Annotated in this window: 19 protein-coding genes; 4 read left to right on the top strand and 15 right to left on the bottom strand. The window is 70.0% G+C overall.

Annotated features, from left to right (window positions below; all coding sequences use genetic code 11):
• Window positions 1–16: 16 nt before the first annotated feature.
• Together ACP56T_RS00830 and ACP56T_RS00825 are read right to left on the bottom strand one after the other, a co-directional pair.
• Window positions 17–961, bottom strand: a complete 945-nt coding sequence (locus tag ACP56T_RS00830) for a ferredoxin reductase domain-containing protein (protein ID WP_430910231.1) — start codon at window positions 959–961, stop codon at window positions 17–19.
• A gap of 37 nt (window positions 962–998) precedes the next feature.
• A complete protein-coding gene (locus ACP56T_RS00825) occupies window positions 999–1,352 on the bottom strand; it encodes a hypothetical protein (protein WP_430910230.1) in 354 nt (117 codons plus the stop codon).
• A 336-nt stretch (window positions 1,353–1,688) separates the two neighbouring features.
• On the opposite strand from ACP56T_RS00825, the gene ACP56T_RS00820 reads away from it, so the two are divergent.
• Window positions 1,689–2,120, top strand: a complete 432-nt coding sequence (locus ACP56T_RS00820; RefSeq protein WP_430910229.1) for a response regulator — start codon at window positions 1,689–1,691, stop codon at window positions 2,118–2,120.
• Here ACP56T_RS00820 and ACP56T_RS00815 read toward each other — a convergent pair.
• From ACP56T_RS00815 to coxB, 12 genes are all read right to left on the bottom strand, one after another.
• Window positions 2,117–5,002, bottom strand: a complete 2,886-nt coding sequence (locus tag ACP56T_RS00815) for an EAL domain-containing protein (protein ID WP_430910228.1) — start codon at window positions 5,000–5,002, stop codon at window positions 2,117–2,119. The genes ACP56T_RS00820 and ACP56T_RS00815 overlap by 4 nt on opposite strands.
• A gap of 369 nt (window positions 5,003–5,371) precedes the next feature.
• On the bottom strand, window positions 5,372–6,664 hold the full coding sequence (locus ACP56T_RS00810) for a M16 family metallopeptidase (RefSeq protein WP_430910227.1): 1,293 nt from the start codon (window positions 6,662–6,664) through the stop codon (window positions 5,372–5,374).
• A gap of 2 nt (window positions 6,665–6,666) precedes the next feature.
• A complete protein-coding gene (thrC, locus tag ACP56T_RS00805) occupies window positions 6,667–8,079 on the bottom strand; it encodes a threonine synthase (RefSeq protein ID WP_430910226.1) in 1,413 nt (470 codons plus the stop codon).
• 66 nt (window positions 8,080–8,145) lie between these two features.
• Window positions 8,146–8,562 carry a DUF4864 domain-containing protein gene (locus ACP56T_RS00800; protein WP_430910225.1) on the bottom strand — a complete coding sequence of 139 codons (417 nt, stop codon included), beginning with the start codon at window positions 8,560–8,562 and terminating at the stop codon, window positions 8,146–8,148.
• Between the two features lie 66 nt (window positions 8,563–8,628).
• Window positions 8,629–9,390, bottom strand: coding sequence for an SURF1 family protein (locus ACP56T_RS00795; RefSeq protein WP_430910224.1), 762 nt, complete (start codon window positions 9,388–9,390; stop codon window positions 8,629–8,631).
• Entirely contained in the window at window positions 9,387–9,755 is a 369-nt protein-coding gene (locus ACP56T_RS00790) for a DUF983 domain-containing protein (RefSeq protein WP_430910223.1), read from the bottom strand. Before ACP56T_RS00790 ends, ACP56T_RS00795 begins: the two co-directional genes overlap by 4 nt.
• A gap of 139 nt (window positions 9,756–9,894) precedes the next feature.
• Window positions 9,895–10,755: a cytochrome c oxidase subunit 3 gene (locus ACP56T_RS00785; RefSeq protein ID WP_430910222.1), complete on the bottom strand. Its 861-nt coding sequence runs from the start codon at window positions 10,753–10,755 to the stop codon at window positions 9,895–9,897.
• Window positions 10,756–10,898: 143 nt separating this feature from the next.
• Entirely contained in the window at window positions 10,899–11,507 is a 609-nt protein-coding gene (locus ACP56T_RS00780; RefSeq protein ID WP_430910221.1) for a cytochrome c oxidase assembly protein, read from the bottom strand.
• Between the two features lie 19 nt (window positions 11,508–11,526).
• A complete protein-coding gene (locus ACP56T_RS00775) occupies window positions 11,527–11,694 on the bottom strand; it encodes a hypothetical protein (protein WP_430910220.1) in 168 nt (55 codons plus the stop codon).
• Window positions 11,695–11,700: 6 nt separating this feature from the next.
• A complete protein-coding gene (locus ACP56T_RS00770) occupies window positions 11,701–12,651 on the bottom strand; it encodes a heme o synthase (protein WP_430910219.1) in 951 nt (316 codons plus the stop codon).
• A 248-nt stretch (window positions 12,652–12,899) separates the two neighbouring features.
• On the bottom strand, window positions 12,900–14,528 hold the full coding sequence (gene ctaD / locus ACP56T_RS00765) for a cytochrome c oxidase subunit I (RefSeq protein WP_430910218.1): 1,629 nt from the start codon (window positions 14,526–14,528) through the stop codon (window positions 12,900–12,902).
• Window positions 14,529–14,621: 93 nt separating this feature from the next.
• Window positions 14,622–15,446: a cytochrome c oxidase subunit II gene (coxB, locus tag ACP56T_RS00760; protein ID WP_430910217.1), complete on the bottom strand. Its 825-nt coding sequence runs from the start codon at window positions 15,444–15,446 to the stop codon at window positions 14,622–14,624.
• Between the two features lie 331 nt (window positions 15,447–15,777).
• On the opposite strand from coxB, the gene fdhD reads away from it, so the two are divergent.
• Window positions 15,778–16,641, top strand: coding sequence for a formate dehydrogenase accessory sulfurtransferase FdhD (fdhD, locus tag ACP56T_RS00755; RefSeq protein ID WP_430910216.1), 864 nt, complete (start codon window positions 15,778–15,780; stop codon window positions 16,639–16,641).
• A gap of 21 nt (window positions 16,642–16,662) precedes the next feature.
• On the opposite strand, the gene ACP56T_RS00750 is transcribed toward fdhD, so the two are convergent.
• Window positions 16,663–17,646 carry a hypothetical protein gene (locus ACP56T_RS00750; RefSeq protein WP_430910215.1) on the bottom strand — a complete coding sequence of 328 codons (984 nt, stop codon included), beginning with the start codon at window positions 17,644–17,646 and terminating at the stop codon, window positions 16,663–16,665.
• 751 nt (window positions 17,647–18,397) lie between these two features.
• Here ACP56T_RS00750 and gltB point away from each other — a divergent pair.
• The gene (gene gltB / locus ACP56T_RS00745; protein WP_472853152.1) at window positions 18,398–23,035 is read left to right on the top strand and encodes a glutamate synthase large subunit; all 4,638 of its coding nucleotides are present in this window, start codon (window positions 18,398–18,400) and stop codon (window positions 23,033–23,035) included.
• A 105-nt stretch (window positions 23,036–23,140) separates the two neighbouring features.
• Window positions 23,141–24,574, top strand: a complete 1,434-nt coding sequence (locus ACP56T_RS00740) for a glutamate synthase subunit beta (protein WP_430910213.1) — start codon at window positions 23,141–23,143, stop codon at window positions 24,572–24,574.
• The last annotated feature ends 2 nt before the right edge of the window (window positions 24,575–24,576 follow it).

The following is a 24,576-nucleotide window of genomic DNA, read 5'->3' as shown; positions in this document are numbered from 1 at the left end:
GCCGGCCCGGCGGGGCTCACGCCCCGTCGAGCACCGCCGGATAGCAGCGCGCACCGGCCGCAGCCGCCAGGACCTCCACGGCGCCGACCGTCGCCGCGCCGCCGCAGACATGCACCACGTCCGTGGCGCGCAGATGCGGGATATGCGCGGTGAGGGGGCCGGGCCGCACATCCGGCGGCCGCTGGCGCAGCCGGTCGGACGCCATCACGATGCGGGCGACCCCCGTGGCGGCGAGCCAGTCGAGGGCGGGGCGCATGTAGAGGTCGAGCGGATCGGCCGCGCCGACCACGAGCACCGTCTCCCGCGCGGATTCGAGATGGCGCGCGGCCCGCGCGATCGACCAGATCTGCGCGAACCCCGTCCCGTCCGAGACGAGCACCAGGCGGCCGCCGCCGGGCCGGTAATAGGCGCGCCCGAGCGGTCCCCTTGCACGCGCGAGCGACCCGAGCGGCACCGCGCCGCCGAGCGCCTCGGCGAGGGAGGGCGCGTCGGGATCGCGGGGCAGGTGGAAGACCAGCTCGTTGAGCTCCGCCCCCCCGTCGACCCGGAAGCTCGGGCTGAGGATGGCGGTCCTGCGGCCGGGCAGGGTGATCTCGACCTGATGGCCGGGCTCCAGCGGCAGCGGCCGCGTCAGCGTCACCACCGCCTGGAGCACGCGCGGGCTCAGCGGCGTCACCTCGGTGAGCGTCCCGGCACGACGGGCGGCCGGAGACGGCACCACATCGGGCAGAGCCGTGTCGGCGGCGGGGGGAAGCGCGGCGAGGCGGCCCGTATCCGGGCGGTGCGCGCGCGCATTCGTCCGCCGCGCGGCGGGGCCCGGCGCCTGCCCGAGCAGGCCGGTGCCGTGGGTCGCCTGGGTCGGCGCGATCATGCCGTCGGCGAGCGCCGCCTCCACGGAGGTGTCGCCGGACGCGACGCGGACGGTCTTGCCGTTGACGACGAGGGAACAGCGCGGGCTCATGGTCGCCTCGCGGTGGGGAAGGACATGGTCTGCCTGTTCAGGGGCGGGCGCGCAGGAGATCGTCGACCAGGGCCGCCCAGCGCTCGCGCACGGCCAGCGCCTCCGCGCCGAGCGGTTCGCAATCGTCGACGAAGCGCACGCGGGAGCGCAGCGCGTCGCCCTCGTCGCGCTCGGCCGCAAGCGCCGCCTTCATGATCGCCAGCTCGTCCTGGAGCCGCTCGAACCGGCCCGCTCCATCGGTTCCCTGCCCGACGCTTTCATCCTCGAAGGTTTCCGGCACCACCGGCCGAGCGACGACGGCGGACCGGTCCATGCGGATCGGACGGGCGATGAGCCGCCGCACGATATCGGAGCCGTGCCCGTCCCGGACCCGTCGCGCCGTCTCGGTCATCTGAACGTCTCCCGATCGCCGCCGCCGCGCATCGCAGCGCGGCATGCCGTCATCACGGCATTTGGCGCCGTCATGGTTAAGGGAGGTTTAAATCGATCGGCGGCCGGGGCGACGGACCGGACGCCCCGCGCCCGATTCGCCCGGACGAAAGAATGTCCGGCCCGGCCAAGGGACGGTATTGACGGCCCGAATCGGCGAACGCATCATGTATTCGACCCGAAGCGAAGGCGCTTTTTCAAGGTGCCTGCCGGACTTCGGAGCGTGCCGCGTATCCTTCCCCGTTGCGAGTCCTCAAACCGCTGGCCGGCGCGCGTCGTCATGCCCGGAGGAACATCGATGTTGCTGGGCAAGCGGATTCTGATCGTCGAGGACGAGAGCCTCATCGCGATGGAGCTTGCCGACATCGTCGAGCGCGCGGGCGGCACGGTGGTCGGGCCGGTGCGCACCAACCGCGATGCCCTGCGGCTCGCCGACGACCGGCCGGTCTCGGCGGCGCTGCTCGACATGAACCTCGCCGACGGCGACGCGACGCCGATCGCGAGACGGCTGCTCGACCGGGGCGTCCCCATGGTGGTCTGCACCGCCGGGCTGGTGCCGCTCGGCCTGCGGCTCGCCTTCCCCGATCTGCCCGTCCATCGCAAGCCCGTGGACGGGCCCCGCCTCGTCCGCTCGCTGATGGAGGCGCTGGATATCGTGCCTTGCGGGAACGCCGGTCCCATCCGGGCCCGGCGCAGCGCGCTTGCCGGTCCGGCGACGGCCTCGCCTTAGGCCATCTCCGGGGCGGCGCCGACGAACTGGCGCGCCTGCTGTCCGGTCATCGGGTCGCCGAAGGCGAAGCCCTGCGCGTATTCGCAACCGAGCTCGGCGAGCATCTGCGCGTCCTCTTCCGTCTCCGCGCCCTCGGCCACGATGGAGAGCCCGAGCTCGCCCGCCATCTTGGCGATGGAGCGCAGCATCACGCTCTTTCCCGAGGCCATCTGGCGCACGAAGGACTGGTCGATCTTGATGGTGTCGAAGGGGAAGCGCTGGAGATAGGACAGCGCCGAGTATCCGGTGCCGAAATCGTCCAGCGACAGCCCGGCGCCGAGGTCGTGGATACGCTCCAGCATCTGGGCGGCGTATTCCGGGTTCTCCATCACCAGCCCTTCCGCGAATTCGAGCTTCAGCGAGCCGGGGATGACGCCTGAGCGAGCGAGCACCGTCTTCACGTCGTGCAGGAGGTCGTGGCGCAGGAGCTGGCGCGAGGAGACGTTGACCATCGCGAAGATCGGCGGCTCGACATCGAGCGAGCGCTGCCAGGCGGCGAGCTCGAGGGCGGCGCGCTCCATGGCGAAGATGCCGAGATTGACGATGAAGCCGCTCTCCTCCGCCACCGGCAGGAAGGTCGAGGCGGGGATGCGCCCGAGCTTCGGATGCTCCCAGCGCAGCATCGCCTCGAAGCCGGCGACGGTGCGGTCCTCCAGGCGCACGATGGGCTGGAACAGCACCTTCATCTCGGAGCGCTCGATGGAGCGGCGCAGATCGCTCTCCAGCATCAGCCGGTCGGAGCGCTCGGCGCGCATGGTGGCGCGGAAGACCTCCGAACGGTCGCCGCCCCCGCGCTTGGCCTGGATCATGGCGATCTCGGCGTTCTTGAACACGTCCTCGCGCTTCTGCGCGGCGTCCGGCTCGTAGAGCGCGATGCCCACCGACACGGTGAGGAAGATCTCGCGGTCGGCATAGGTGATCGGCGTGGCGATGGCCCGGCGGATCATCTCGGCGAAGGCGAGGATGCGGTCGGGATCGCGCTCGGAGACGAGGATCACCGCGAACTCGTCGCCGGCCACGCGCGCGAGCGTATCCTGCGGGCGCAGCAGCCGGCCGAGGCGGCGCGAGAGGGTGAGCAGGATCGAGTCGCCGGCCGACAGGCCGATGGCATCGTTCACCGCCTTGTAGCGGTCGATGTCGAGGACGATCACGGTGGGCTTCAGGCGCGCGTCCTGGGCCGCGAAGGTGAGCGCCGCGTCGAGCCTGTCCTGGAACAGCTCGCGGTTGGGCAGGCCGGTGAGGCTGTCATGGACCGCGTCGTGCAGCAGGCGCTCTTCCGCCGTCTTCGTCTCCGTGACGTCGGCGATGGTTCCGACGATGCGGATGACCTCTCCGTCCGAGCCGATCACCGGACGCGCCTTGAGGCGATACCAGTAATAGGCGCCCGCCGCCGTGCGGAGCCGGAAATCGTGGACGATGCGCCCGCGCCGCTCCTCGATGACGGTGTCGAGGGCCGCCGAGTAGCGCTCGATATCGAAGGGATGGAGCAGCCCGAGCCAGTTCGCCGCCGGGCCTTCCAGCGCGCCGCGCTTCAGCCCGAGCTGGCCCTCGATCTCCTGGCCGGCGAAGACGCGGTCGCCCGGAACGTCCCAGTCGAAGACCACGTCGCCGGCTCCCGTGAGCGCCAGCGCCCGGCGCTCGGTGTCGGAGACCAGAGCATGGGTCAGGCTGCCGCCGGCGAAGGCGTGCTGCATCACCGTGAAGCCGATCAGCATGACGATGAGCACGAGCCCGCCGATCAGCGCCGGCTGCACGAGGTCGGAGGCGATCTGCCCGGTGATGGCGAAGCCCGCCGCCGTCACCCAGACGAGCAGCAGCGTCCAGGTCGGCACCAGCAGGATGGCGCGGTCGTAGCCGTTATGGGCGGCAAGATAGACGATGAGCAGGAGCCCCACGCCCGCCACCGCCGCGATGGAGATGCGCGCCACGCCCGCCGCCACCGGCGGATCGAAGGCGGCGAGCCCCACGAGCCCGGCGAGGAAGGCGAGCCAGAAGAAGGCGACGTGGCTGTAGCGCACATGCCAGCGCGAGAGGTTCAGGTAGGCGAACAGGAACACCAGCAGCGTCGCGCCGAGCACGGCCTCGGCCGAGGCGCGATAGACCCGCTCGGCCACCTCGGTGACGGGGAAGACCCGTTGCAGGAAGCCGAAATCGATGCAGGCATAGGCGAGCACGGACCACGCCAGCGCCGCGGCGGCGGGGAAGATGATCGCGCCCTTCACCACGAAGATGATCGTCAGGAACAGCGCCAGCAGCCCGGCGATGCCGATGACGATGCCCTTGTAGAGCGTCAGCCCAGTGGTCTTCTTGCGGTAGGCTTCCTGATCCCAGAGATAGACCTGCGGAATGTTCGGCCCCCTCAGCTCGGCGACGAAGGTCACGGTCGTGCCGGGGTCGAGGGTGATGACGAACTGGTCGGCCTCCGGGTTCTCGTCGCGCTCGGGGCGGATGCCCTGGCTGGCGGTGATCGCGGCGATGCGCGAGCCGCCGAGATCGGGCCAGATCAGGCCGGAATCCGCCAGCCGGAAATGCGGCGCCACGAGAATGCGGTCGATCTGCTCGTCGGTGTCGTTAGTGAGCGCGAAGACCATCCAGTCGGGCCGCGCGCCGGCGTCGCGGGCCTTGACCACGATGCGGCGCACGATGCCGTCCTTGCCCGGCGCGGTGGAGATCTGGATGAGGTCGCCGTCCGAGCGGTAGCGCTCGATCGCGGTGGTCATGTCGATCACCGGCGCGTCGAGGGTCACGCGCACAGCCTCCACGGCGCGGGCCGGCAGGCAGGCGCAGAGGCTCGCGACGAGCGCCGCAAGAATCAGGGCGAGGGGATGGGAGGGAAAGCGCACCAAGCGAGGGTTCCGGCCGGGGCCTGCGGCAGCGAATACGGCTCAGGTTCCGCGCAGTGGTAGAGGCGGGGCCGGGTAGGGGCAAGGCGCGGAGCGCCGACCGGCCGGAGAGCCCACCGCTTCCTTCGCGCGCGACCTGCCCCTTCGGATCGCTCCGGTTTGCGGCCAAAATAGGCTCCCGCGCGACGGAGCGGGGCCTGATGGATCAATCTGCTCCGCGTAAGCCTGTCCCTCCCCCCTTTGCGGGGGAGGGTGGCCCTCGCGTCAGCGAGGGTCGGGTGAGGGGAGCGCGCTATCCGTATGCGGCGCTCCCCTCACCCGACCCGCTTCGCGGGCCACCCTCTCCCGCAAAGGGGAGAGGGAAGAACGCTAGCCCCGCAGCCCGTCCGCCACATGGGCGAGGCTCGGGAGCTTCGCGATGGGACCGATGGCGGCGAGCGTCGGCGCGCCCTGGAGCAGCGCGGCGCCGGCCGCGCGCACGTCCTCGACGGTCACGGCGTCGACCTTGGCGATCACCTCCTCCGCCGGGATCACCCGGCCCCAGGCGAGGAGCTGGCGGGCGTTGCGCTCGATGCGGCCCCCCGGCGTCTCGAGGGCCGAGAGCAGGGCCACCTTGAGCTGCGCCTTGGCGCGGGCGATCTCCACCGAATCCGCGTCCCCCGCCGCGCGGCGCGTGGCGGCAAGCGTCACATCCACGAGTTCGGGGATGTCGCCGCCCGCCGTGCCGGCGCCGATGCCGAACAGGCCGCAATCGGAGAAGGGCCAGTGGAAGGCGTGGATCTCGTAGGCGAGCCCGCGCGTCTCGCGCACGTCCTGCCAGAGCCGCGAGGTCAGGCCGCCCCCGAGCACCTGCGAGAAGATGTGCAGGGCGTAGTAGGTCTCGTCGCGGAAGGAGACGCCGGGCAGGCCGATCACGAGGTTGGCCTGTTCGAGCTTGCGCTTCATGCGCCGCTCGCCGCCGCGATAGACGCCCGGCACCATCCGCGCCGTCTCCGCCTTGGGCAACGCGCCGAGATGGCGGCCGGCGGCCGCGACGATCTCCTCGTGGACCACGGCGCCGGCGGCGGCGAGCACGATCCGGTCCGGCGTGTACTCGCGGGCGATGTAGCCCTCGATAGCCGCGCGATCGAAGCTCTTGATCGTCTCCGGCCGGCCGAGGATCGGGCGCCCGATGGGCTGGTCCGGGAAGGCGGCCTCGGTGAAGGCGTCGTAGACCACGTCGTCGGGGGTGTCCTCGACGGCGGCGTATTCCTGAAGGATCACGCCCTTCTCGCGGGCGAGCTCGCCGGCCTCGAACACCGAGTTGGTGAGGATGTCGCCGATCACGTCGAGGGCGAGCCCCGCGTCCTCCCCGAGCACGCGGGCGGTGTAGCTCGTGCCCTCGGCGCTGGTGGCGGCGTTGATCTCGCCGCCGACATTCTCGATGTCCTCGGCGATGGCGCGGGCCGAGCGGGTGGCCGTGCCCTTGAAGGCCATGTGCTCGATGAGGTGGCTGAGCCCGTGCTCCTCCGGCCGCTCGTGGCGCGAGCCGGCCCCGACCCAGACGCCCAGCGTCGCGGTGGCGACGCCCGGCATCGCCTCGGTGGTGACGGTGAGCCCGTTGGGCAGAACCGTGGTGCGCAGGCGCGGCGAGGCGCCGTGGGTGGCGAAATGCTCGTTCATGCTCAGGCGGACCGGCCGATGCGGGCGCGCTCGCGGATCAGGGCCTCGACGGCGGCCTGATCGTTGGCGATCTGGGTGATGCGCTCCTTGCGTTCCATCAGGTCGGCGAGATGCGGAGGCAGGGCGGGCCGGACGCCGCCGGTGGCCCTCGCCACCGCATCGGGGAATTTCGCCGCATGCGCCGTGGCAAGCGCCACCACGGGCGTCGCGGGGTCCGTCTCCAGGAGGCGTCGGCCGGCGCGCACGCCGATGGCGGAGTGGGGGTCGAGCACCACGCCGGTATCGCGGTAGGTCGTCGCGATCTCGTCCATCACGTCGGGCTCGGGCACGGCCGTCGCGTCGAACTCGGAGCGCACCGTGGCGAGGAGGGCCGGATCGAGGGTGAAGCCGCCGGACTGCTTGAGCCCCGCCATCAGCCGGCCGAGCGAGGACGAGTCGCGCCCCAGGGCCTCGAACAGAAGCCGTTCGAAGTTGGAGGAGATCTGGATGTCCATGGAGGGCGAGGTGGTCGGCTGGACGCCGCGTACCTCGTAGGCGCCGTGCTCCAGGGTGCGCGCCAGGATGTCGTTGGCGTTGGTGCCGATCATCAGCCGCTCGATCGGCAGGCCCATGCGCTTGGCGACCCAGCCGGCGAGGATGTCGCCAAAATTGCCCGTCGGCACCGCGAAGGAGATTTTGCGATGGGGAGCACCGAGCGCCACGGCGCTGGTGAAATAATAGACGGCCTGCGCGGCGACGCGGGCCCAGTTGATCGAGTTGACGCCGGACAGCTTCACCTCGTCGGCGAAATCCGCATGCTGGAACAGGGCTTTGACGATGTTCTGGCAGTCGTCGAAATTGCCGTCGACGGCGAGCGCATGGACGTTGTCGGCACCCGTCGTCGTCATCTGGCGGCGCTGCACCTCCGAGACCCGGCCATGCGGGAACAGGATGAACACGTCGACCTGATCGAGCCCGCGAAAGGCCTCGACGGCGGCGCTGCCGGTATCGCCCGAGGTCGCGCCGACGATGGTCGCCCGCGACCCGCGCGCGCTGAGCACATGGTTCATCAGCCGCCCGAGGAGCTGCATCGCCACGTCCTTGAAGGCGAGCGTCGGGCCGTGGAAGAGCTCCAGCAGGAAGAGGTTGTCGTCGAGCTGCGTCAGCGGGCAGACCGCCTTGTGCCGGAATGTGGCGTAGGAGGCCTCGATCATCGCATCGAGATCGGCATCGGCGATCTCGCCGTCGATGAGCGGGCGCAGCACCCGTTTCGCCGCGTCGGCATAGCGCAGGCCGGCGAGACCGGCGATCGCGTCCTTCGGGATATGCGGCCAGCTCTCGGGCACGTAGAGGCCGCCGTCGCGGGCGAGCCCGGCGAGAAGGGCATCGGAGAACGAGAGCGGCGCGGCGGCGCCGCGGGTCGAGACGTGCAGCAAGGGGGCCTCCAGGAAGGCGCCTGCTCTACACGATGAGGATGGCGGTGTCGAAGCGGCCGTTCGCGCTCAGGTATTGGTGCCGGGGAGCTTCGTCAGCCGGCAACCGGTGATGCGCCAGCTGCCGTCGGGCTGGCGTTCCACGCTGTAATGCGCGGTCCAGTCGACGCCCTGCTCGTCCTGGATGCGCACGTCCTGGGTCAGCCGCGCCTCGTCGGCGTCGGTGACGTCGCCGAAGGCGAAGCTGCGGTGGCGGTAGACCGGCGCGTAGCCGTTGCGGACCATGCCGAGGAAGAGATCCGCATTGGGGAACATCGCCTGGATCGAGGGGGCGGCCTGCGCGTAGGCCCCCGCCGCGTCGTCCCGGCCGAGAGCCTCGACCTGCCGGCTGATCGCCGCCCGCGCCGCCTCGCGGCCCGTCTCGTCCAGGGCGGAGGCGGCCTGAACCGAAAGGAGGAGGGCGAGCAGGGCAGGGAGCGCGCGCATCGGGATCACTCCACGGGGACCACCGGGAGTGTAAGGCGCAGGAGGCCGGCGGCAAGGCGCCCCGCGTCAGCCGCCCGGCTGCGGGGGCTCGCGCAGGCGGCTCCAGGCGAAGAAACCGAACACGCCGACGAGGCAGCCCGCGATGCCGAACCAGGTGAAGGCGTATTGCAAGTGGTTGTTCGGCAGGTCGACGCGCAACTGCCCGCCGCGCGGCCAGGATCTCGCGTCCGGCGAGGCGTCGGCCTCGATCATGTAGGGGGCGACCTCGCCGAGATTCCGCGCGGCCGCGATCCCCGCAATGTCGCGGTTGAACCACTCGCCCCTGGCCGGGTCGGGGGCGGGCACGAACATCGTCCGCGCCTCGCTCGCGCGCAGGATGCCGGTGACGGTGGTCTCGCCCTGCACCGGGGCTGCCGGCCGGTCCTCCGGGCGCCTCAGCTCGGTCGGGACGAAGCCGCGATTGACCAGCACCGTGCCGCCCTCGTCGCGCGCGAACGGCGTCACCACCGAGAACCCCTGGAGGGCCCGGCCGGGGGCGTCGCCGGGAGAGAGGGCGTGCACCAGGGTCTCGCGGTCGTTCAGGAAGCGCCCGGAGACGCGGACATGCCGGAACTCGTCGCGGGCCGGATCCCAGGCGGAGGGCGGCGGCGGCGCCTCGGGAACCGCCTTCGAGCGCGCCAAGATGCGCGCGATCAGCGCCTCCTTCTCGCCCTTGCGCGCGAGTTGCCAGACCCCGAGACCGATCAGGATCGCGAGACAGACGAGCGTGGCGAGGCCGGGGGCGAGGAGGTCGCGAAAGGCGCTCCGGCGCGGCGGCGTCGGGCTCACCGCTTGAAGCGCCCCTGCTCGGCCTTGTTGGCGTATTGGAGGGCGATCAGCAGGCCCTTGAGCGGGCGGACCAGCACGAGGCTCAAGCCCACCGAGAGCCCGCCCGCCACCAGGGCATGCACCCACATGGGCGGCTCGAAGGTGATCTCCATCCAGAGCGCGAGGCCGACCACCACGAGCCCGACGATGGACATCACGAAGAAGGCCGGCCCGTCCGCCGAATCGAAGCTGGCATAGTCGAGCCCGCACGCCTCGCAGGAGGGGCGGAGCGCCAGGAAGCCGGAGAAGAGATGCCCGTCCCCGCAGCGCGGGCAGCGGCCGCTCAGGCCGGTCGGGATCGGAGGCGGCAGGGTCTGTGAGGTCATCGGAGCTTCCCCGTGCCGAGCCTTGGCGGCCGGCCTGTCCGAGATATGGATCGGGCGGGCCCAGGTCACGAAAAAGGGCGGCCCGTCGGCCGCCCTCCCGCGCAATGCCCGCATGCGTCCGGCGGATGCCGGCGCGGGATTAATGGTGGGCGGCGTGGCCGAGCCCGGAGCCCCACACGTAGATCGCGGCGAACAGGAACAGCCACACCACGTCGACGAAGTGCCAGTACCAAGCGGCGAACTCGAAGCCGAGATGCTGCTTGGGGGTGAACTGCCCGAGATAAACCCGGTACAGGCACACCGCGAGGAAGATCGTGCCGATGATGACATGGGCGCCGTGGAAGCCCGTCGCCATGAAGAAAGTCGACGAGTAGATGCTGCCGGCGAAGCCGAAATGGGCGTGGCCGTACTCGTAGGCCTGGCAGGCCGTGAACACCATGCCGAGCACGATCGTCAGCCAGAGGCCGTATTTGAGGCCCTTGCGGTCGCCATGCAGGAGGGCGTGGTGCGCCCAGGTGATGGTGGTGCCGGAGGTCAGCAGGATCAGGGTGTTCAGGAGCGGCAGGTGCCAGGGATCGAAGGCCTCGATGCCCTTGGGCGGCCAGACGCCCCCGGTGAAGTCGACGCGGGTCGCCTGGATCGGGTCGGCGGTATAGAGCGCCGCCTCGAAGAAGGCCCAGAACCAGGCGACGAAGAACATCACCTCGGAGGCGATGAACATCATCATGCCGTAGCGGTGATGGAGCTGCACGACACGGGTGTGGTCGCCGGCATTGGCCTCGTGCACCACGTCCTTCCACCAGGACAGCATGGTGAAGAGCACGCCGATGGTGCCGGCGCCGAAGATGTAGGGGCCGGGGCTGAGGGTGCCGATCTGGAGGTTCTTCATCCAGAACACGGCGCCGAAGGCCATCAGGAACCCGGAGAACGCGCCGAGGAGCGGCCACGGGCTCGGGCTCAGGATGTGGAAATCGTGATTCTTGGCGTGCGCCTCGGCCATCGTCCCCTGTCTCCTCGCCCCGGCTTACGGCCCGATACGGCCGCGCCCGTCGTTTCCACGCTCTGGAAAGGCGGACCGCGCGGCCCGCTCTCCCTTGAAAAGTCCCTTAGGTGCGGGCGCGACCCTTGTCACGCTTGGCGCCCTCAGAAATTCGTCTTCCCGCCCGTCGCCGCCACCGGCCCGGCGGCCGGCTGCCCGTTCTTCGAGGCGAAGTAGGTGTAGGACAGCGTCATCTCCGAGAGATGGGCCGTGTTGGAATCCTTGCGCATCTCCGGCTCGACATAGAACACCACCGGAAAATCCATGGTCTCGCCGGGCTGGAGCGTCTGCTCCTTGAAGCAGAAGCACTCGACCTTGACGAAGTAGCCGCCCATCAGGCCCGGCTGGACGTTGAAGGTCGCGACCCCCGTCGAGGGCACCGCGCCGTTGTTGCGCACCCGGAAGAACACCGTCGTGGTGGCGCCGAGGGTGGCGGCGACCTTCGGCGTTTCCGCGCGGAAGCTCCAGGGCAGGGAGGAGGACACGTTGGTGTCGAAGCGGACCAGCAGGCTGTCGCCGGGCTTGCCCTGTTCCGAGGATGCGGAGAGGGCGGAGCCCTGGCGGGGCGTGCCGTCATAGCCCGTCGCCTTGCAGAAGGCGTCGTAGAGCGGCACCGAGGCGAAGGCGAGACCCGTCATGCCCGCGACGAGGCCGGCGCAGGCGAGAGCCGTGCGCAGGGCCTTTCTGTCGGCGGGGGGGACGGGTCGGGTCATCGTTACCTTCGTGATGTCGTCAGAGGGGCCGGTTGAGCACCTGCGGCCCGAGCTTGGCGATGGTCAGCGTGAAGAACAGGATCACCATGGCGCCGAGCGCCAGCGCGATGGCCACGGAGCGCTTGCGGCGGCGGCGCTCTTCTTCCGGCGTCAGCGGGCGATAGGGGTCTGGGAACTGCTGCTGCATCGGGGGTCAGACCACGGCGCGGAACAGGCCGAGCGCATGCTCCGCCAGCAGGGCCGAGAACAGCACGAACAGGTAGAGGATCGAGAAGCCGAACATGCCCATGGCGGCGCGCTTCTCGGCCTCGCCCTCGCGGTTGCGCAGCACCTGGATGCTGAAGGCGATCATGCCGAGGCCGCCCAGCACGCCGACCACGGCGTAGAGCAGGCCGCCGAAGCTGAGCGCCACCGGCAGCAGGCCGAGCGGGGCGAGGAGCAGCGTGTAGGCGACGATCTGCCGGCGGGTCGAGGCGGGGCCGGCGGTGTTGGGCATCATCGGGATGCCGGCACGGGCGTATTCGCCGGCCTTGACCAGCGCCAGCGCCCAGAAATGCGGGGGCGTCCAGATGAAGATGATCGCGAACAGCACCAGCGATTCGATGCCGACCGAGCCCGAGACCACGGCCTGGCCGATCACCGGGGGGAGGGCGCCGGCGGCGCCGCCGATGACGATGTTCTGCGCCGTCGCCCGCTTCAGCCACATCGAATAGATCACGGCGTAGAAGACGATGGTGAAGGCCAGGAGGCCGGCAGCCAGCCAGTTCGCGGCGAGCCCCAGCACCAGCACGGAGCCCACCGACAGCACCAGCCCGAAGGCGAGCGCCTCGTTCGGCTGGATGCGACCGTCGGGGATCGGGCGCTTGGCGGTGCGGGTCATCACCGCGTCGATATCGGCATCCCACCACATGTTGAGGCAGCCGGACGCGCCGGCACCGACGGCGATCATCAGGAGCGAGATCGTGGCGATCACGGGCGAGACATGGCCGTGCGAGACCACCATGCCGACGAGCGCGGTGAAGATCACCAGCACCATCACGCGCGGCTTCAGCAGGGCGAAATAGTCCGGCACGTCGCCGCCGACGACGGAGGTCTGCGCGAAGGTCTCGCCGCCGGCGGGAAGGCTGTTCGACAGGCTGCTCATCGCTAAACCGCTACCGCGTTGCTCAGGGTTCGAGGCGCCGGTCCCGCCATGCCTCGAGCGAACCGGAATAGTTCCAACCATCCGGGCGGCGAGGGCCCGGAAGGGCTCTCGTCACCGCTCGAAACGGCGTCCGCGCCGCTCTTGCCGGGACCTCCCGATAGGCACCGGAGGTCCGGGGAAGAGCGAGGGCCGCGGCAGCGACCCTCGCGGTCTCCGAGAGGGGACGGCCGAGACCGTCCCCGCTACGTTCAGTGAGCGCCCGGCTCGTCGACGATGCGGGGCAGCGTCTCGAACTGGTGGAAGGGCGGGGGAGAGGACAGCGTCCATTCCAGCGTCGTGGCGCCCTCGCCCCACGGATTGTCCGCGGCGCGCTCCTTGGAGCGGAAAGCCAGGATCACGCCGATGACGAACACGAACATCCCCAGCGCGAAGATGTGGCCGCCATAGGTCGACACCTTGTGCCAGCCGGCGAAGGCCTCCGGGTAGTCGGCATAGCGGCGCGGCATGCCGGCGAGACCGAGGAAGTGCATCGGGAAGAACAGGACGTTCGCGCCGATGAAGGCCAGCCAGAAGTGCAGCTTGCCGGCCCATTCGGGGATGATGTGGCCGGTCATCTTCGGGAACCAGTAGTAGACACCGGCGAAGATGATGAACACCGCGCCCAGAGAGAGGACGTAGTGGAAGTGCGCGACGACGTAGTAGGTGTCGTGCAGGTACTTGTCGACGGCCGAGTTGGCCAGCACGACGCCGGTCACACCGCCGACGGTGAACAGGAAGATGAAGCCCACCGCCCAGTGCATCGCGGCGGTGAAGCGGATCGATCCGCCCCACATGGTCGCGATCCAGGAGAAGATCTTCACGCCCGTCGGAACGGCGATGACCATGGTCGCGAAGACGAAGTAGGACTGCGTCTGGAGCGACAGGCCGACCGTGTACATGTGGTGCGCCCACACGACGAAGCCGACGACGCCGATCGCGACCATCGCATAGGCCATCGCGAGGTAGCCGAAGACGGGCTTCCTCGAGAACGTGGCGATGATGTGCGAGACGATGCCGAAGGCCGGCAGGATCATGATGTACACTTCGGGGTGGCCGAAGAACCAGAACAGGTGCTGGTAGAGGATCGGGTCGCCGCCGCCGGCCGGATCGAAGAAGGTCGTGCCGAAGTTGCGGTCGGTGAGCAGCATGGTGATCGCGCCGGCGAGAACCGGGAGCGAGAGCAGCAGCAGGAAGGCGGTGACGAGCTCGGCCCAGGCGAAAAGCGGCATCTTGTGCAGCGTCATGCCGGGGGCGCGCATGTTGAGGATCGTGGTGATGAAGTTGATCGCCCCGAGGATCGAGCCCGCGCCGGACAGGTGCAGGGCGAAGATCGCGAAGTCGACGGCCGGGCCCGGATGGCCCGCGGTCGAGAGCGGGGGATAGACCGTCCAGCCCGTGCCGGCGCCCGAGGCACCCGGCGCGCCCTCGACGAAGAGCGAGCAGAGCAGGCTCGCGAAGCCCGCCACGGTCAGCCAGAAGGAGATGTTGTTCATGCGCGGGAACGCCATGTCCGGCGCGCCGATCATGAGGGGCACGAACCAGTTGCCGAAGCCGCCGATCAGGGCGGGCATCACCATGAAGAACACCATGATGAGGCCGTGGCCGGTGACGAAGACGTTATAGGTCTGCGGGTTGGAGAAGTACTGGAGGCCGGGAGCCTCCATCTCCATGCGGATGCCGAAGGACAGGAACGCGCCGATGATGCCCGCCGAGAAGGCGAAGAGCAGGTAGAGCGTGCCGATGTCCTTGTGGTTCGTGGACAGGAACCAGCGGGCGAAGAAGGACGGCTTGTGGTCGTCGTGGGCGTCGTGCCCTGCATGTGCTGTGGCGGTGGCCATGGATTGAAACCCTACAGCTTCTTGGCGTTTCTCGTGATTCTCGAACCGGAACGACGCCGTCTGGCCGGCGCCGGTCCGGGGTGCCCGCGGCCCTCAGCGGGCGGAGGCGAAGCGGGCGGCGCCGTCGTCGATGCGGGCGTACTTGGTCTTCGCCTCGCTGAGCCACTTGGCGTAGTCCTCGTCGGAGACGACGCGGACGACGATGGGCATGTAGGCGTGGCGGGCGCCGCAGAGCTCGGAGCACTGGCCGTGATAGGTGCCGGCGCGGTCGGCCTTGAACCAGAACTGGTTGAGGCGGCCGGGCACGGCATCGATCTTGAAGCCGAAGGACGGCACCGCCCAGGAATGCAGCACGTCCGTCGACGTGACCTGGACCTTCACGATCTTGTTGACCGGGACGACCATCTCGTTGTCGGCGCCGAGGAGCTTGGGCAGCTTGTCCTCGTCGATATTGGCGTCGAAGGCGAAGCCGCCGCCCTGGTCGGCCGGGTACTCGTAGGACCAGTACCAGGCGTGGCCGATGACCTTCACCAGCACGTCGGCCTTCGGGTCGGAGAGCTGCGTGCGCAGCAGGCGGAACGAGGGGATCGCCACCGCCACGAGGATCAGCACCGGGACGATGGTCCAGGCCACCTCGATGAGGGTGTTGTGGGTGGTCTTGGAGGGGACCGGGTTCCGCTTCTCGCCGAAGCGGTAGATGCACCACAGGATCAGGCCGAGGACGAAGAGCGAGATGCCGAAGGACAGCCAGTGGATGCCCTGCTCGAACAGGTGGATGTCCCGCGCGTTCTCGGTGACGGGCACCTGACGGTCCATCTGCCACGGCTCGGGCTGGCCGATGCCGGCGGCGAGCGCCGCCGAGGACGATACCAAGAGGCCGGCCAGGGCACCGAGCCCTCCCAGCGTCCGATCGCGCATGCGCGCAGCTTCCGCGTGCCTTTCGCCCATCTGCCTCTCGAGGCTCCCCTTCAGCATTCTTGTCTGATCCCGCGTTCCCGCCCGTGACGGACGGCGCGATGTGTTGCCGATTGCCCTGGACATCCGCCGCGGACGGCAGGTTCCGATCGGGCCCTCAGACCACATGGAAGGGAACGGCGCAACCGCAACAGGGTCGCAGACCGCGCTTTCTTGGACAGTTTCCAGGGTTCTCGGCCCGCGGGAGCGGTCTTCGCGGCATCGCGGCGGCGGGGTGAGGATACGGCCGGGGTGAATGCTATATGACGTCCTCATGGATACGGAACGCCGGGACATGAGCGAGACCGGAATCACGCAGGCGACGGAGGCCGCCTTCGGCCTGCCGGCACCTTCCGCGCGGGTGCCGACGCAGGTCGTCGCCTACGATGCGGCGGCGCCCCGCCCCGGCGAGCGGGCGCTCGCCGTCGAGACGCCGGTCAACGTCGTCTACGGCAGCGTGCCCTACGCGGTGATGATGACGACCCCCGCCGATCTCGAGGATTTCGCCTACGGCTTCAGCCTCACCGAAGGCATCGTGGAGGGCGCCGGGGAGATTCGCTCGGCCCGCGTCGAGGCGGGGGAGGGGGGCTTGCGCCTCCTCGTCGAGCTGGCGCCGGGGCGCCTGCGCGAGCATCTCGCCCGCAAGCGCGCCATCAGCGGGCGGACGGGCTGCGGGGTCTGCGGAATCGACGATCTCGCCGCGCTGCCGATCGCGCCGCCCCGCGAGAGCGCGACGCTGACGGTGGGGATGGGCGCGATCGCGGCTGCGCTGGCGGCGCTCTCGCAGGGTCAGGCGCTCAACCGGGAGACGCGCGCGGTGCACGGCGCCGCCTGGGCCGACCGCGACGGCACCCTGGTGGCGCTGCGCGAGGATGTCGGCCGCCACAACGCCCTCGACAAGCTGATCGGCGCCCTGATGCGCGCCGGCACCGACCCGGCGACGGGCTTCCTCGTCATCACCAGCCGCTGCTCGTTCGAGATGGTGGAGAAGGCCGCCCGCTTCGGCGCGGCGGTGGTGGTGGCGATCTCCGCCCCGACCTCGCTGGCGCTGGAGCGCGCGCGGACGCACGGCCTCACGCTCTGCGCCATCGCGCGGGACGACAACCTCACCGTCTTCACGGGCGGGGACAGGCTGATCCTCGCCGGCGGGGGCGGCTGAGCCGCTCCGCCCGGCAGGCGCCTATTCCGTATGCGCGGCGTCGCCCTTCGGCTCGGTGCCCGGCACGATGGTGGCGCCGCCGATGACGCGCACCGGACGCTTCTCCGTGGCGGGATCCTTCCAGGACTCCGCGTCTTTTTTCGCCTCGGCGGTGCGGGTCTCGCCCGGCTTGACCTCGCTCGCCTTCACCTCGGCCGGGGGCGGCTGGACGGAGGCCGGCGTCGGCGGCGAATCCGTCTTCGTCACCTCGGATTTGGCCGCATCCGGTTTTGCAGTGCCGGGCTTGGCGGCGTCGAGCGCCGGAGCGGCGTCCGGCGCCTTCGGCTCCCGGTGGGCGGCCTCGGCCGGCGCGGGCGCCTCCGGGCTCACGCGCGGCGCCACGGGCTTTGCCGGCGGGACGAGCTTCGCGGATTTGCGCGGCGCCTCGGGCTTGCGCCGGGCGTCGGGGTTCACGCCGAGGGGATTCGCCTCCCCCGTCTCCGGGCGGCCCGGCAGGTCGGCCCGGCGCGCGGCGCCCTCCGGGTAGGCAGGCGCGATGCGCGCGGCGGGTCCAGGCGCGACGGGCCGGGGGCCGGGATTGGGAATGTCGGCGGGGGGAATCAGCCGCTCCGCCTGGCGCAGGGGACGCGCGGAATCCGCGTCCTCCTCGGTCCAGCCATAGCCGGGCGAGACCGGCCGGCCGACGCGGATCGGCGGCGGGTAGAGCGGCGCGTCGAGGCGCTGGCGCCCGACGATGTCGCCCTCGTGGGCGTCGACGAACAGGCGCACGCGGCCGCCGTTCGGCGCGAAGGCCTCGACCACGTAGGCGCGACCGTCGAAACGGGGACGGCTCAGGCCGCTGAACCCGCGCTCGGCGAGGCGCCATGCGACGACGCGCGGCGGCAGGATCTCGTCGTCGAAGACGTATTGCGCCCGCGCGGCCCCGGCGCTCGCGGCGATCAGCAGCCCGGCGGCGGCAGCGGCCTTGAGGCGGTTGCGGAAGGTGGTCCGGCGGCTCGCGTCCATGCTGAGGGTTCCGGTTCGCGGGGGGCGGCGGCCGGGGCGGGGCGGGACGGCCGCCCGTCGGTGCCGCGGATGGGCCGTGCCGAAGGACCGCGTCGCTCGCGTATCCTTCGGCGGTCCTGGCGAGGACGTTGCCCCGCATGCCGCTTGTGCTCGGCAAGATCGTGTTAACCGCCGGATTGGGGCGAGATTGCGGGCCGCTCGGGGCGCCCCCGAGGCCCTTGGTTTCGGGGCCGTGTCCGGGGCTGGCACCGATTCACGGCGAGGTTTTCGCGCATGGGTTCCGGGCGGGATTTTTCCGGCACGGTTTTCCCGGACGGTGCGGTACGAGGGCTCTTGCTGGAACGGTTGGAATCTGGCAACGTCAGGCATTAGGACAGTAATGCTGTCTCTTTTCCGCATGGCTCCGGCCGGAGCGGCGAGCGAGTGTTCGACGACATGATCCGCCTGACGTCGAAACGAGAGTCGAAGCCGGCCGCCGCCGAGGCGGCACGGGCCAGCGCCGCCTGACCGACAGGCCGGTGCCGAGCCCGCGGGTCGAGCGGGCGCGTCCTCCAGCGGGCAGCCCCTCGGACCCGACGAGAACGGCCATGGGTCCGGCATCGGTTGATGGCCGGGCATGAAACATGCTCGCATGGCGGGCAGGTCGATCCGGTCTGGTGCCGGACACACGATGGGGACGACGAGCGTGGCCAACCCAATCACCGTGACCGCCCCGGCGCAGCTGCCCGCCACGCGCGACGGCGGCACGCCCATGATCGTGCGGGACCCGGCCCTGCCGATGGCTCAAGGCGCCTACGACCCGGCCCATGAGCGCGATGCCTGCGGCGTCGGCTTCATCGCCGACATGCACGACCGGCGCACCCACGCCATCGTGCAGCAGGGGCTCAACATCCTCGAGAATCTCGACCATCGCGGCGCCGTCGGCGCGGATCCGAAGATGGGCGACGGCTGCGGCATCCTCACCCAGATCCCGCACGCTTTTTTCGCGGAGGAGTGTTCGCGGCTCGGCTTCGAGCTGCCTCCCGTGGGGCATTACGCCATCGGCCAGCTCTTCCTGCCGAAGGACCCGGAGGCGCGCGCCATCATCGAGGGCATCTTCGAGCGCGCGCTGGCCGAGGAGGGCCTGCCGCTGCTCGGCTGGCGTGACGTACCGGTCGACCCCGAGGATCTCGGCAAGGCGGTGAAGGAGACCGAGCCGCATCACCGCCAGATCTTCATCGGCCGCCCGGCGAGCGTGGCCGACGAGGACGCCTTCGAGCGCCGGGTCTACGTCGCCCGCAAGGTCATCTCCAGCCGCATCTACGGCTACGGCGACCAGCGCCTGATGGAGTTCTACCCCGTCTCGGTGTCGAGCCGGACCATCGTCTACAAGGGCATGGTGCTGGTGAGCCAGCTCGGCTCCTACTTCCTCGACCTCAAGGATCAGCGCTACGTCTCGGCGCTCGCGCTCGTGCACCAGCGCTTCGCCACCAACACCTTTCCGACCTGGCGGCTCTCGCACCCCTACCGCTACGTCGCCCATAACGGCGAGATCAACACGCTGCGCGGCAACGTCAACTGGATGGCGGCCCGGCAGGCAAGCGTCGATTCGGAGCTGTTCGGCAACGACATCTCGAAGATCTGGCCGATCTCCTACGAGGGCCAGTCCGACACCGCCTGCTTCGACAATGCCCTCGAGTTCCTCGTGCAGGGCGGCTACCCGCTCGCTCACGCGATGATGATGCTCATCCCGGAGGCCTGGGCCGGCAACCCGCTGATGAGCGAGGAGCGGCGCGCCTTCTACGAGTACCACGCCGCGCTGATGGAGCCCTGGGACGGCCCCGCCGCCGTCTGCTTCACCGACGGCCGCCAGATCGGCGCGACCCTCGACCGCAACGGCCTGCGCCCCGCCCGCTACATCGTCACCGAGGACGGGCTCGTGGTGCTCGCCTCCGAAATGGGCACCCTGCCCATCGAGGACTCGCGCATCGTCCAATCCTGGCGCCTCCAGCCGGGCCGGATGCTGCTCATCGATCTGGTGAAGGGCCGGATCGTCTCCGACGAGGAGATCAAGGAGGAGCTCGCCGCCGCGCACCCCTATGCCGACTGGGTCAAGAACACCCAGATCGTGCTGGAGGACCTCAAGCCCGTCACCGCCCGCGAGACCCGCTCGGACGTTAGCCTGCTCGATCGCCAGCAGGCCTTCGGCTACACCCAGGAGGACCTCAAGCTCCTGATGCAGCCGATGGCCGTCACCGGCCAGGAGGCGGTGGGCTCCATGGGCACCGACACGCCGCTCTCGGCGCTCTCGGACAAGCCGAAGTCGCTCTACACCTACTTCAAGCAGAACTTCGCCCAGGTCACGAACCCGCCCATCGACCCGATCCGCGAGGAGGCCGTGATGAGCCTCGTCTCGTTCATCGGGCCGCGGCCGAACCTGCTCGACATGGAGGGCGCCTCCCGCAAGAAGCGCCTGGAGGTCCGCCAGCCGATCCTGACCAACTCGGATCTCGAGAAGATCCGCTCCATCGGCCATTTCGAGGACCGCTTCGACACCAAGACCCTCGACATGACCTACCCGGCAGAGACGGGGGCTGCGGCCATGGAAGGCGCGCTCGACCGGCTCTGCGACCGGGCCGAGGTGGCGGTGCGCGGCGGCTACAACATCATCATCCTGTCCGACCGGGCGGTCGGGCCGGACCGCATCCCGATCCCGGCGCTGCTCGCCACGGCGGCCGTGCACAACTACCTGATCCGCAAGGGCCTGCGGACCTCGGTCGGCCTCGTGGTCGAATCGGGCGAGCCGCGCGAGGTGCATCACTTCGCCTGCCTCGCCGGCTACGGCGCGGAAGCCGTGAACCCGTATCTCGCCTTCGAGACGCTCGTCGCCATGAAGGACGAGTTCCCGCCGGACCTCGTCGAGGACGAGATCGTCTACCGCTACATCAAGTCCATCGATAAGGGCCTGCTGAAGGTCATGTCCAAGATGGGCATCTCGACCTACCAGTCCTATTGCGGCGCGCAGATCTTCGATGCCATCGGCCTGAACTCGGCCTTCGTCGCGCGCGACTTCTTCGGCACCGCGACCACCGTCGAGGGCGTCGGCATGGCCGAGATCGCCGAGGAGACCGTGCGCCGCCACCGCGACGCCTTCGGCGACGCGCCGATCTACCGGCACGCCCTCGATGTCGGCGGCGAGTACGCCTACCGCCTGCGCGGCGAGGTCCATACCTGGACCCCCGACACCGTCGCGACGCTCCAGCACGCGGTGCGCCTCGGCCTGCCCGAGCGCTACCGGGAATACGCGCGCCTCGTGAACGAGCAGGAGAACCAGCTCAAGACCCTGCGCGGCCTGTTCCGCATCAAGCAGGCGGCCGAGATCGGGCGCGCGCCCGTCGACATCTCCGAGGTCGAGCCGGCCGCCGAGATCGTCAGGCGCTTCGCCACCGGGGCGATGTCATACGGCTCCATCTCGAAGGAGGCGCACGAGACCCTCGCCATCGCGCTGAACTCGTTCGGCGGCCGCTCGAACTCGGGCGAGGGCGGCGAGGAGGTCGAGCGCTTCAAGCCGCTGCCGGACGGGCGCTCCCGCCGCTCCTCGATCAAGCAGGTCGCCTCCGGCCGCTTCGGCGTCACCACCGAGTATCTCGTCAACTCGGACATGATGCAGATCAAGGTGGCGCAGGGGGCCAAGCCCGGCGAGGGCGGCCAGCTCCCCGGCCACAAGGTCGACGCCAAGATCGCCAAGGTCCGCTACGCCACTCCGGGCGTCGGCCTGATCTCGCCGCCGCCCCATCACGACATCTATTCCATCGAGGATCTGGCGCAGCTCATCTTCGATTTGAAGAACGTCAACCCGGCGGCCGACGTGTCGGTGAAGCTCGTCTCGGAGGTCGGCGTCGGCACGGTGGCCACGGGCGTGGCCAAGGCGCGGGCCGACCACATCACCATCTCAGGCTTCGACGGCGGCACCGGCGCGGCGCCGCTGACCTCGCTCAAGCACGCGGGCGGCCCCTGGGAGACCGGGCTTGCCGAGACCCAGCAGACCCTCGTCCTCAACCACCTGCGCGGCCGCGTCGCCTTGCAGGCCGATGGCGGCATCCGCACCGGGCGCGACGTGCTTATCGCGGCGCTGCTCGGGGCCGACCAGTTCGGCTTCTCCACCGCGCCGCTCATCGCGGCCGGCTGCATCATGATGCGCAAGTGCCACCTCAACACCTGTCCCGTGGGCGTCGCCACGCAGGACCCGGTGCTGCGCAAGCGCTTCAAGGGCACGCCCGAGCATGTCGTGAACTACTTCTTCTACGTGGCCGAGGAGGTCCGCGAGCTCATGGCCGCCATGGGCTTCACCCGGCTCGACGAGTTGGTCGGCCGGTCCGACTTCCTCGACAAGGTCGAGGCCATCGCCCACTGGAAGGCGCGCGGGCTCGACTTCTCGAAGCTCTTCCACCGTCCCGATGTCGGGCCGGAGGTGGCGATCCGCCATGTCGAGAGCCAGCACCACCCCATCGACACCGTGCTCGACCGGCGCCTCATCGAGAAGGCGAAGGGCGCCATCGAGGGCGGCGAGCCGGTGGTGGTGCACGACGTCATCAGGAACTCGGACCGCGCCGCCGGCGCCATGCTCTCGGGGATGGTCGCCAAGGCCCACGGGCACGAGGGCCTGCCCGACGACACCATCGTGGTGAAGCTCACCGGCACCGCCGGCCAGAGCTTCGGCGCCTGGGTCGCGGCGGGCGTGACCATCGAGCTCACCGGCCACGGCAACGATTATGTCGGCAAGGGCCTGTCCGGCGGCAAGCTGATCATCCGTCCGAGCGACGCGCTGAAGGCCCCGCCCGACAAGACCATCATGGTCGGCAACACCGTGCTCTACGGGGCCATCGCGGGCGAGTGCTACGTGCGCGGCGCGGCGGGCGAGCGCTTCGCCGTGCGCAACTCCGGCGCGATCACCGTGGTCGAGGGCATGGGCGACCATGGCTGCGAATACATGACCGGCGGCGTGGTGGTGTCCATCGGCGAGACGGGCCGCAACTTCGCGGCGGGCATGTCGGGCGGCATCGCCTATGTGCTCGACGAGGACGGCTCGTTTTCCTCGCGCTGCAACCTCTCCATGGTCGATCTCGAGCCCGTCGAGGAGGAGGACGACCTGATGCGCCGCTTCCACCAGGACGGCGACCTCGAGACCAAGGGCCGCGTCGACATCCTGGCCGACATGTCCGGCCACGACGAGGAGCGGCTGACGCAGCTCATCACCAACCACCTGAAATACACCGGCAGCCCGCGCGCCCAGACGATCCTGGACCAGTGGTCGACCTACCGCACCAAGTTCGTCAAGGTGATGCCCGTCGAGTACCGCCGGGCGCTGCGCGAGATGGAGATGGCGCGCATGCCGGTGGCGGCCGAGTAGGGCGCGCCGAACAGGCGGTCGGAGTTCAGCCCGGCCGCCGCAGAACGTCAAACCGTTGCGGCCGGCAGCAGGATCGTGAGGTCCGCTCGCCCCAGGGACTGATCGATGGGCAAGATCACGGGTTTCCTCGAGTTCGACCGGCAGGAGCAGAAGTATCAGCTCGCCGCGGACCGCGTACGGCACTTCCGCGAGTTCACGCTGCCGCTGGACGAGCACGACCTGAAGAAGCAGGCGGCGCGCTGCATGGATTGCGGCATCCCCTTCTGCCACGGCCCCACCGGCTGCCCGGTGCACAACCAGATCCCGGACTGGAACGAGCTCGTCTACCAGTCCGACTGGCAGGAGGCGGCGCGCAACCTCCACTCCACCAACAACTTCCCCGAGTTCACCGGCCGCGTCTGCCCCGCCCCTTGCGAGGAAGCCTGCACGCTCAACCTCGAGAACCAGCCGGTGGCCATCAAGACCATCGAGCAGGCGATCGCCGACCGCGCCTGGAACATGGGCTGGGTGAAGCCCGAGCCCGCCGAGACCCGCACCGGCAAGCGCGTGGCGGTGGTGGGGTCCGGCCCGGCCGGAATGGCCGCCGCCCAGCAGCTCGCCCGCGTCGGCCATGACGTGCACGTCTTCGAGCGCGAGCCGAAGGCCGGCGGCCTGCTGCGCTACGGCATCCCCGACTTCAAGATGGAGAAGCGCCATATCGACCGGCGCGTGAAGCAGATGGAGGCGGAAGGCGTCGTCTTCCACTACAACCAGAACATCGGCATCACGAAACCCGTGGACGAGCTCACCGCGGAGTTCGACGCCGTGCTCTTCGCCGGCGGCGCCGAGGACCCGCGCAACCCCGCCCTTCCCGGCCAGGACGACCTCGAGGGCGTGCATTACGCCATGCCCTATCTCGTCCAGTCGAACCGGCGCGTCGGCGCCGAGCCCATGAAGGGCAACGGCGAGCTGCCGATCCTAGCCTCGGGCAAGAACGTCGTCGTGATCGGCGGCGGCGACACCGCCTCCGACTGCGTCGGCACCGCCTTCCGGCAGGGCGCCCTCTCGGTGACGCAGCTCGACATCCGGCCGCGCCCGCCCGAGCGGGAGGACAAGCTCGCGGTCTGGCCCTACTGGCCCACCAAGATGCGCACCTCGTCGAGCCAGGCGGAGGGCGCCGAGCGCGAGTTCCAGGCCGCGACGCTGCGCCTCGAGGGCAAGAAGGGCAAGCTCACCGGCGTCGTCTGCGCCCGCGTCGACGCCAAGCGCCAGCCTCTGGAAGGCACCGAGTTCGTGCTGCCGGCCGATCTCGTCTTCCTCGCCATCGGCTTCGCCGGATCGCTGCGCAAGGGCATGCTGGAGCAGTCCGGCGTCGCCCTGGACAAGCGCGCCAACGTCATCGCCAACGAGACCGACTACCGGACCTCGAACGAGAAGATCTACGCGGCCGGCGACATGCGCCGGGGCCAGTCGCTCGTGGTCTGGGCGATCCGCGAGGGCCGGCAGGCCGCCCGCGCCATCGACGAGGCGCTCATGGGCGCCACGGTCCTCCCGCGCTGAAG

This window comes from Methylobacterium endophyticum (assembly GCF_050591105.1).
Taxonomy (GTDB): domain Bacteria; phylum Pseudomonadota; class Alphaproteobacteria; order Rhizobiales; family Beijerinckiaceae; genus Methylobacterium.
The sequence above is the reverse complement of the archived record's forward strand: the minus strand, read 5'-3'. Positions and strand labels throughout refer to the sequence as shown.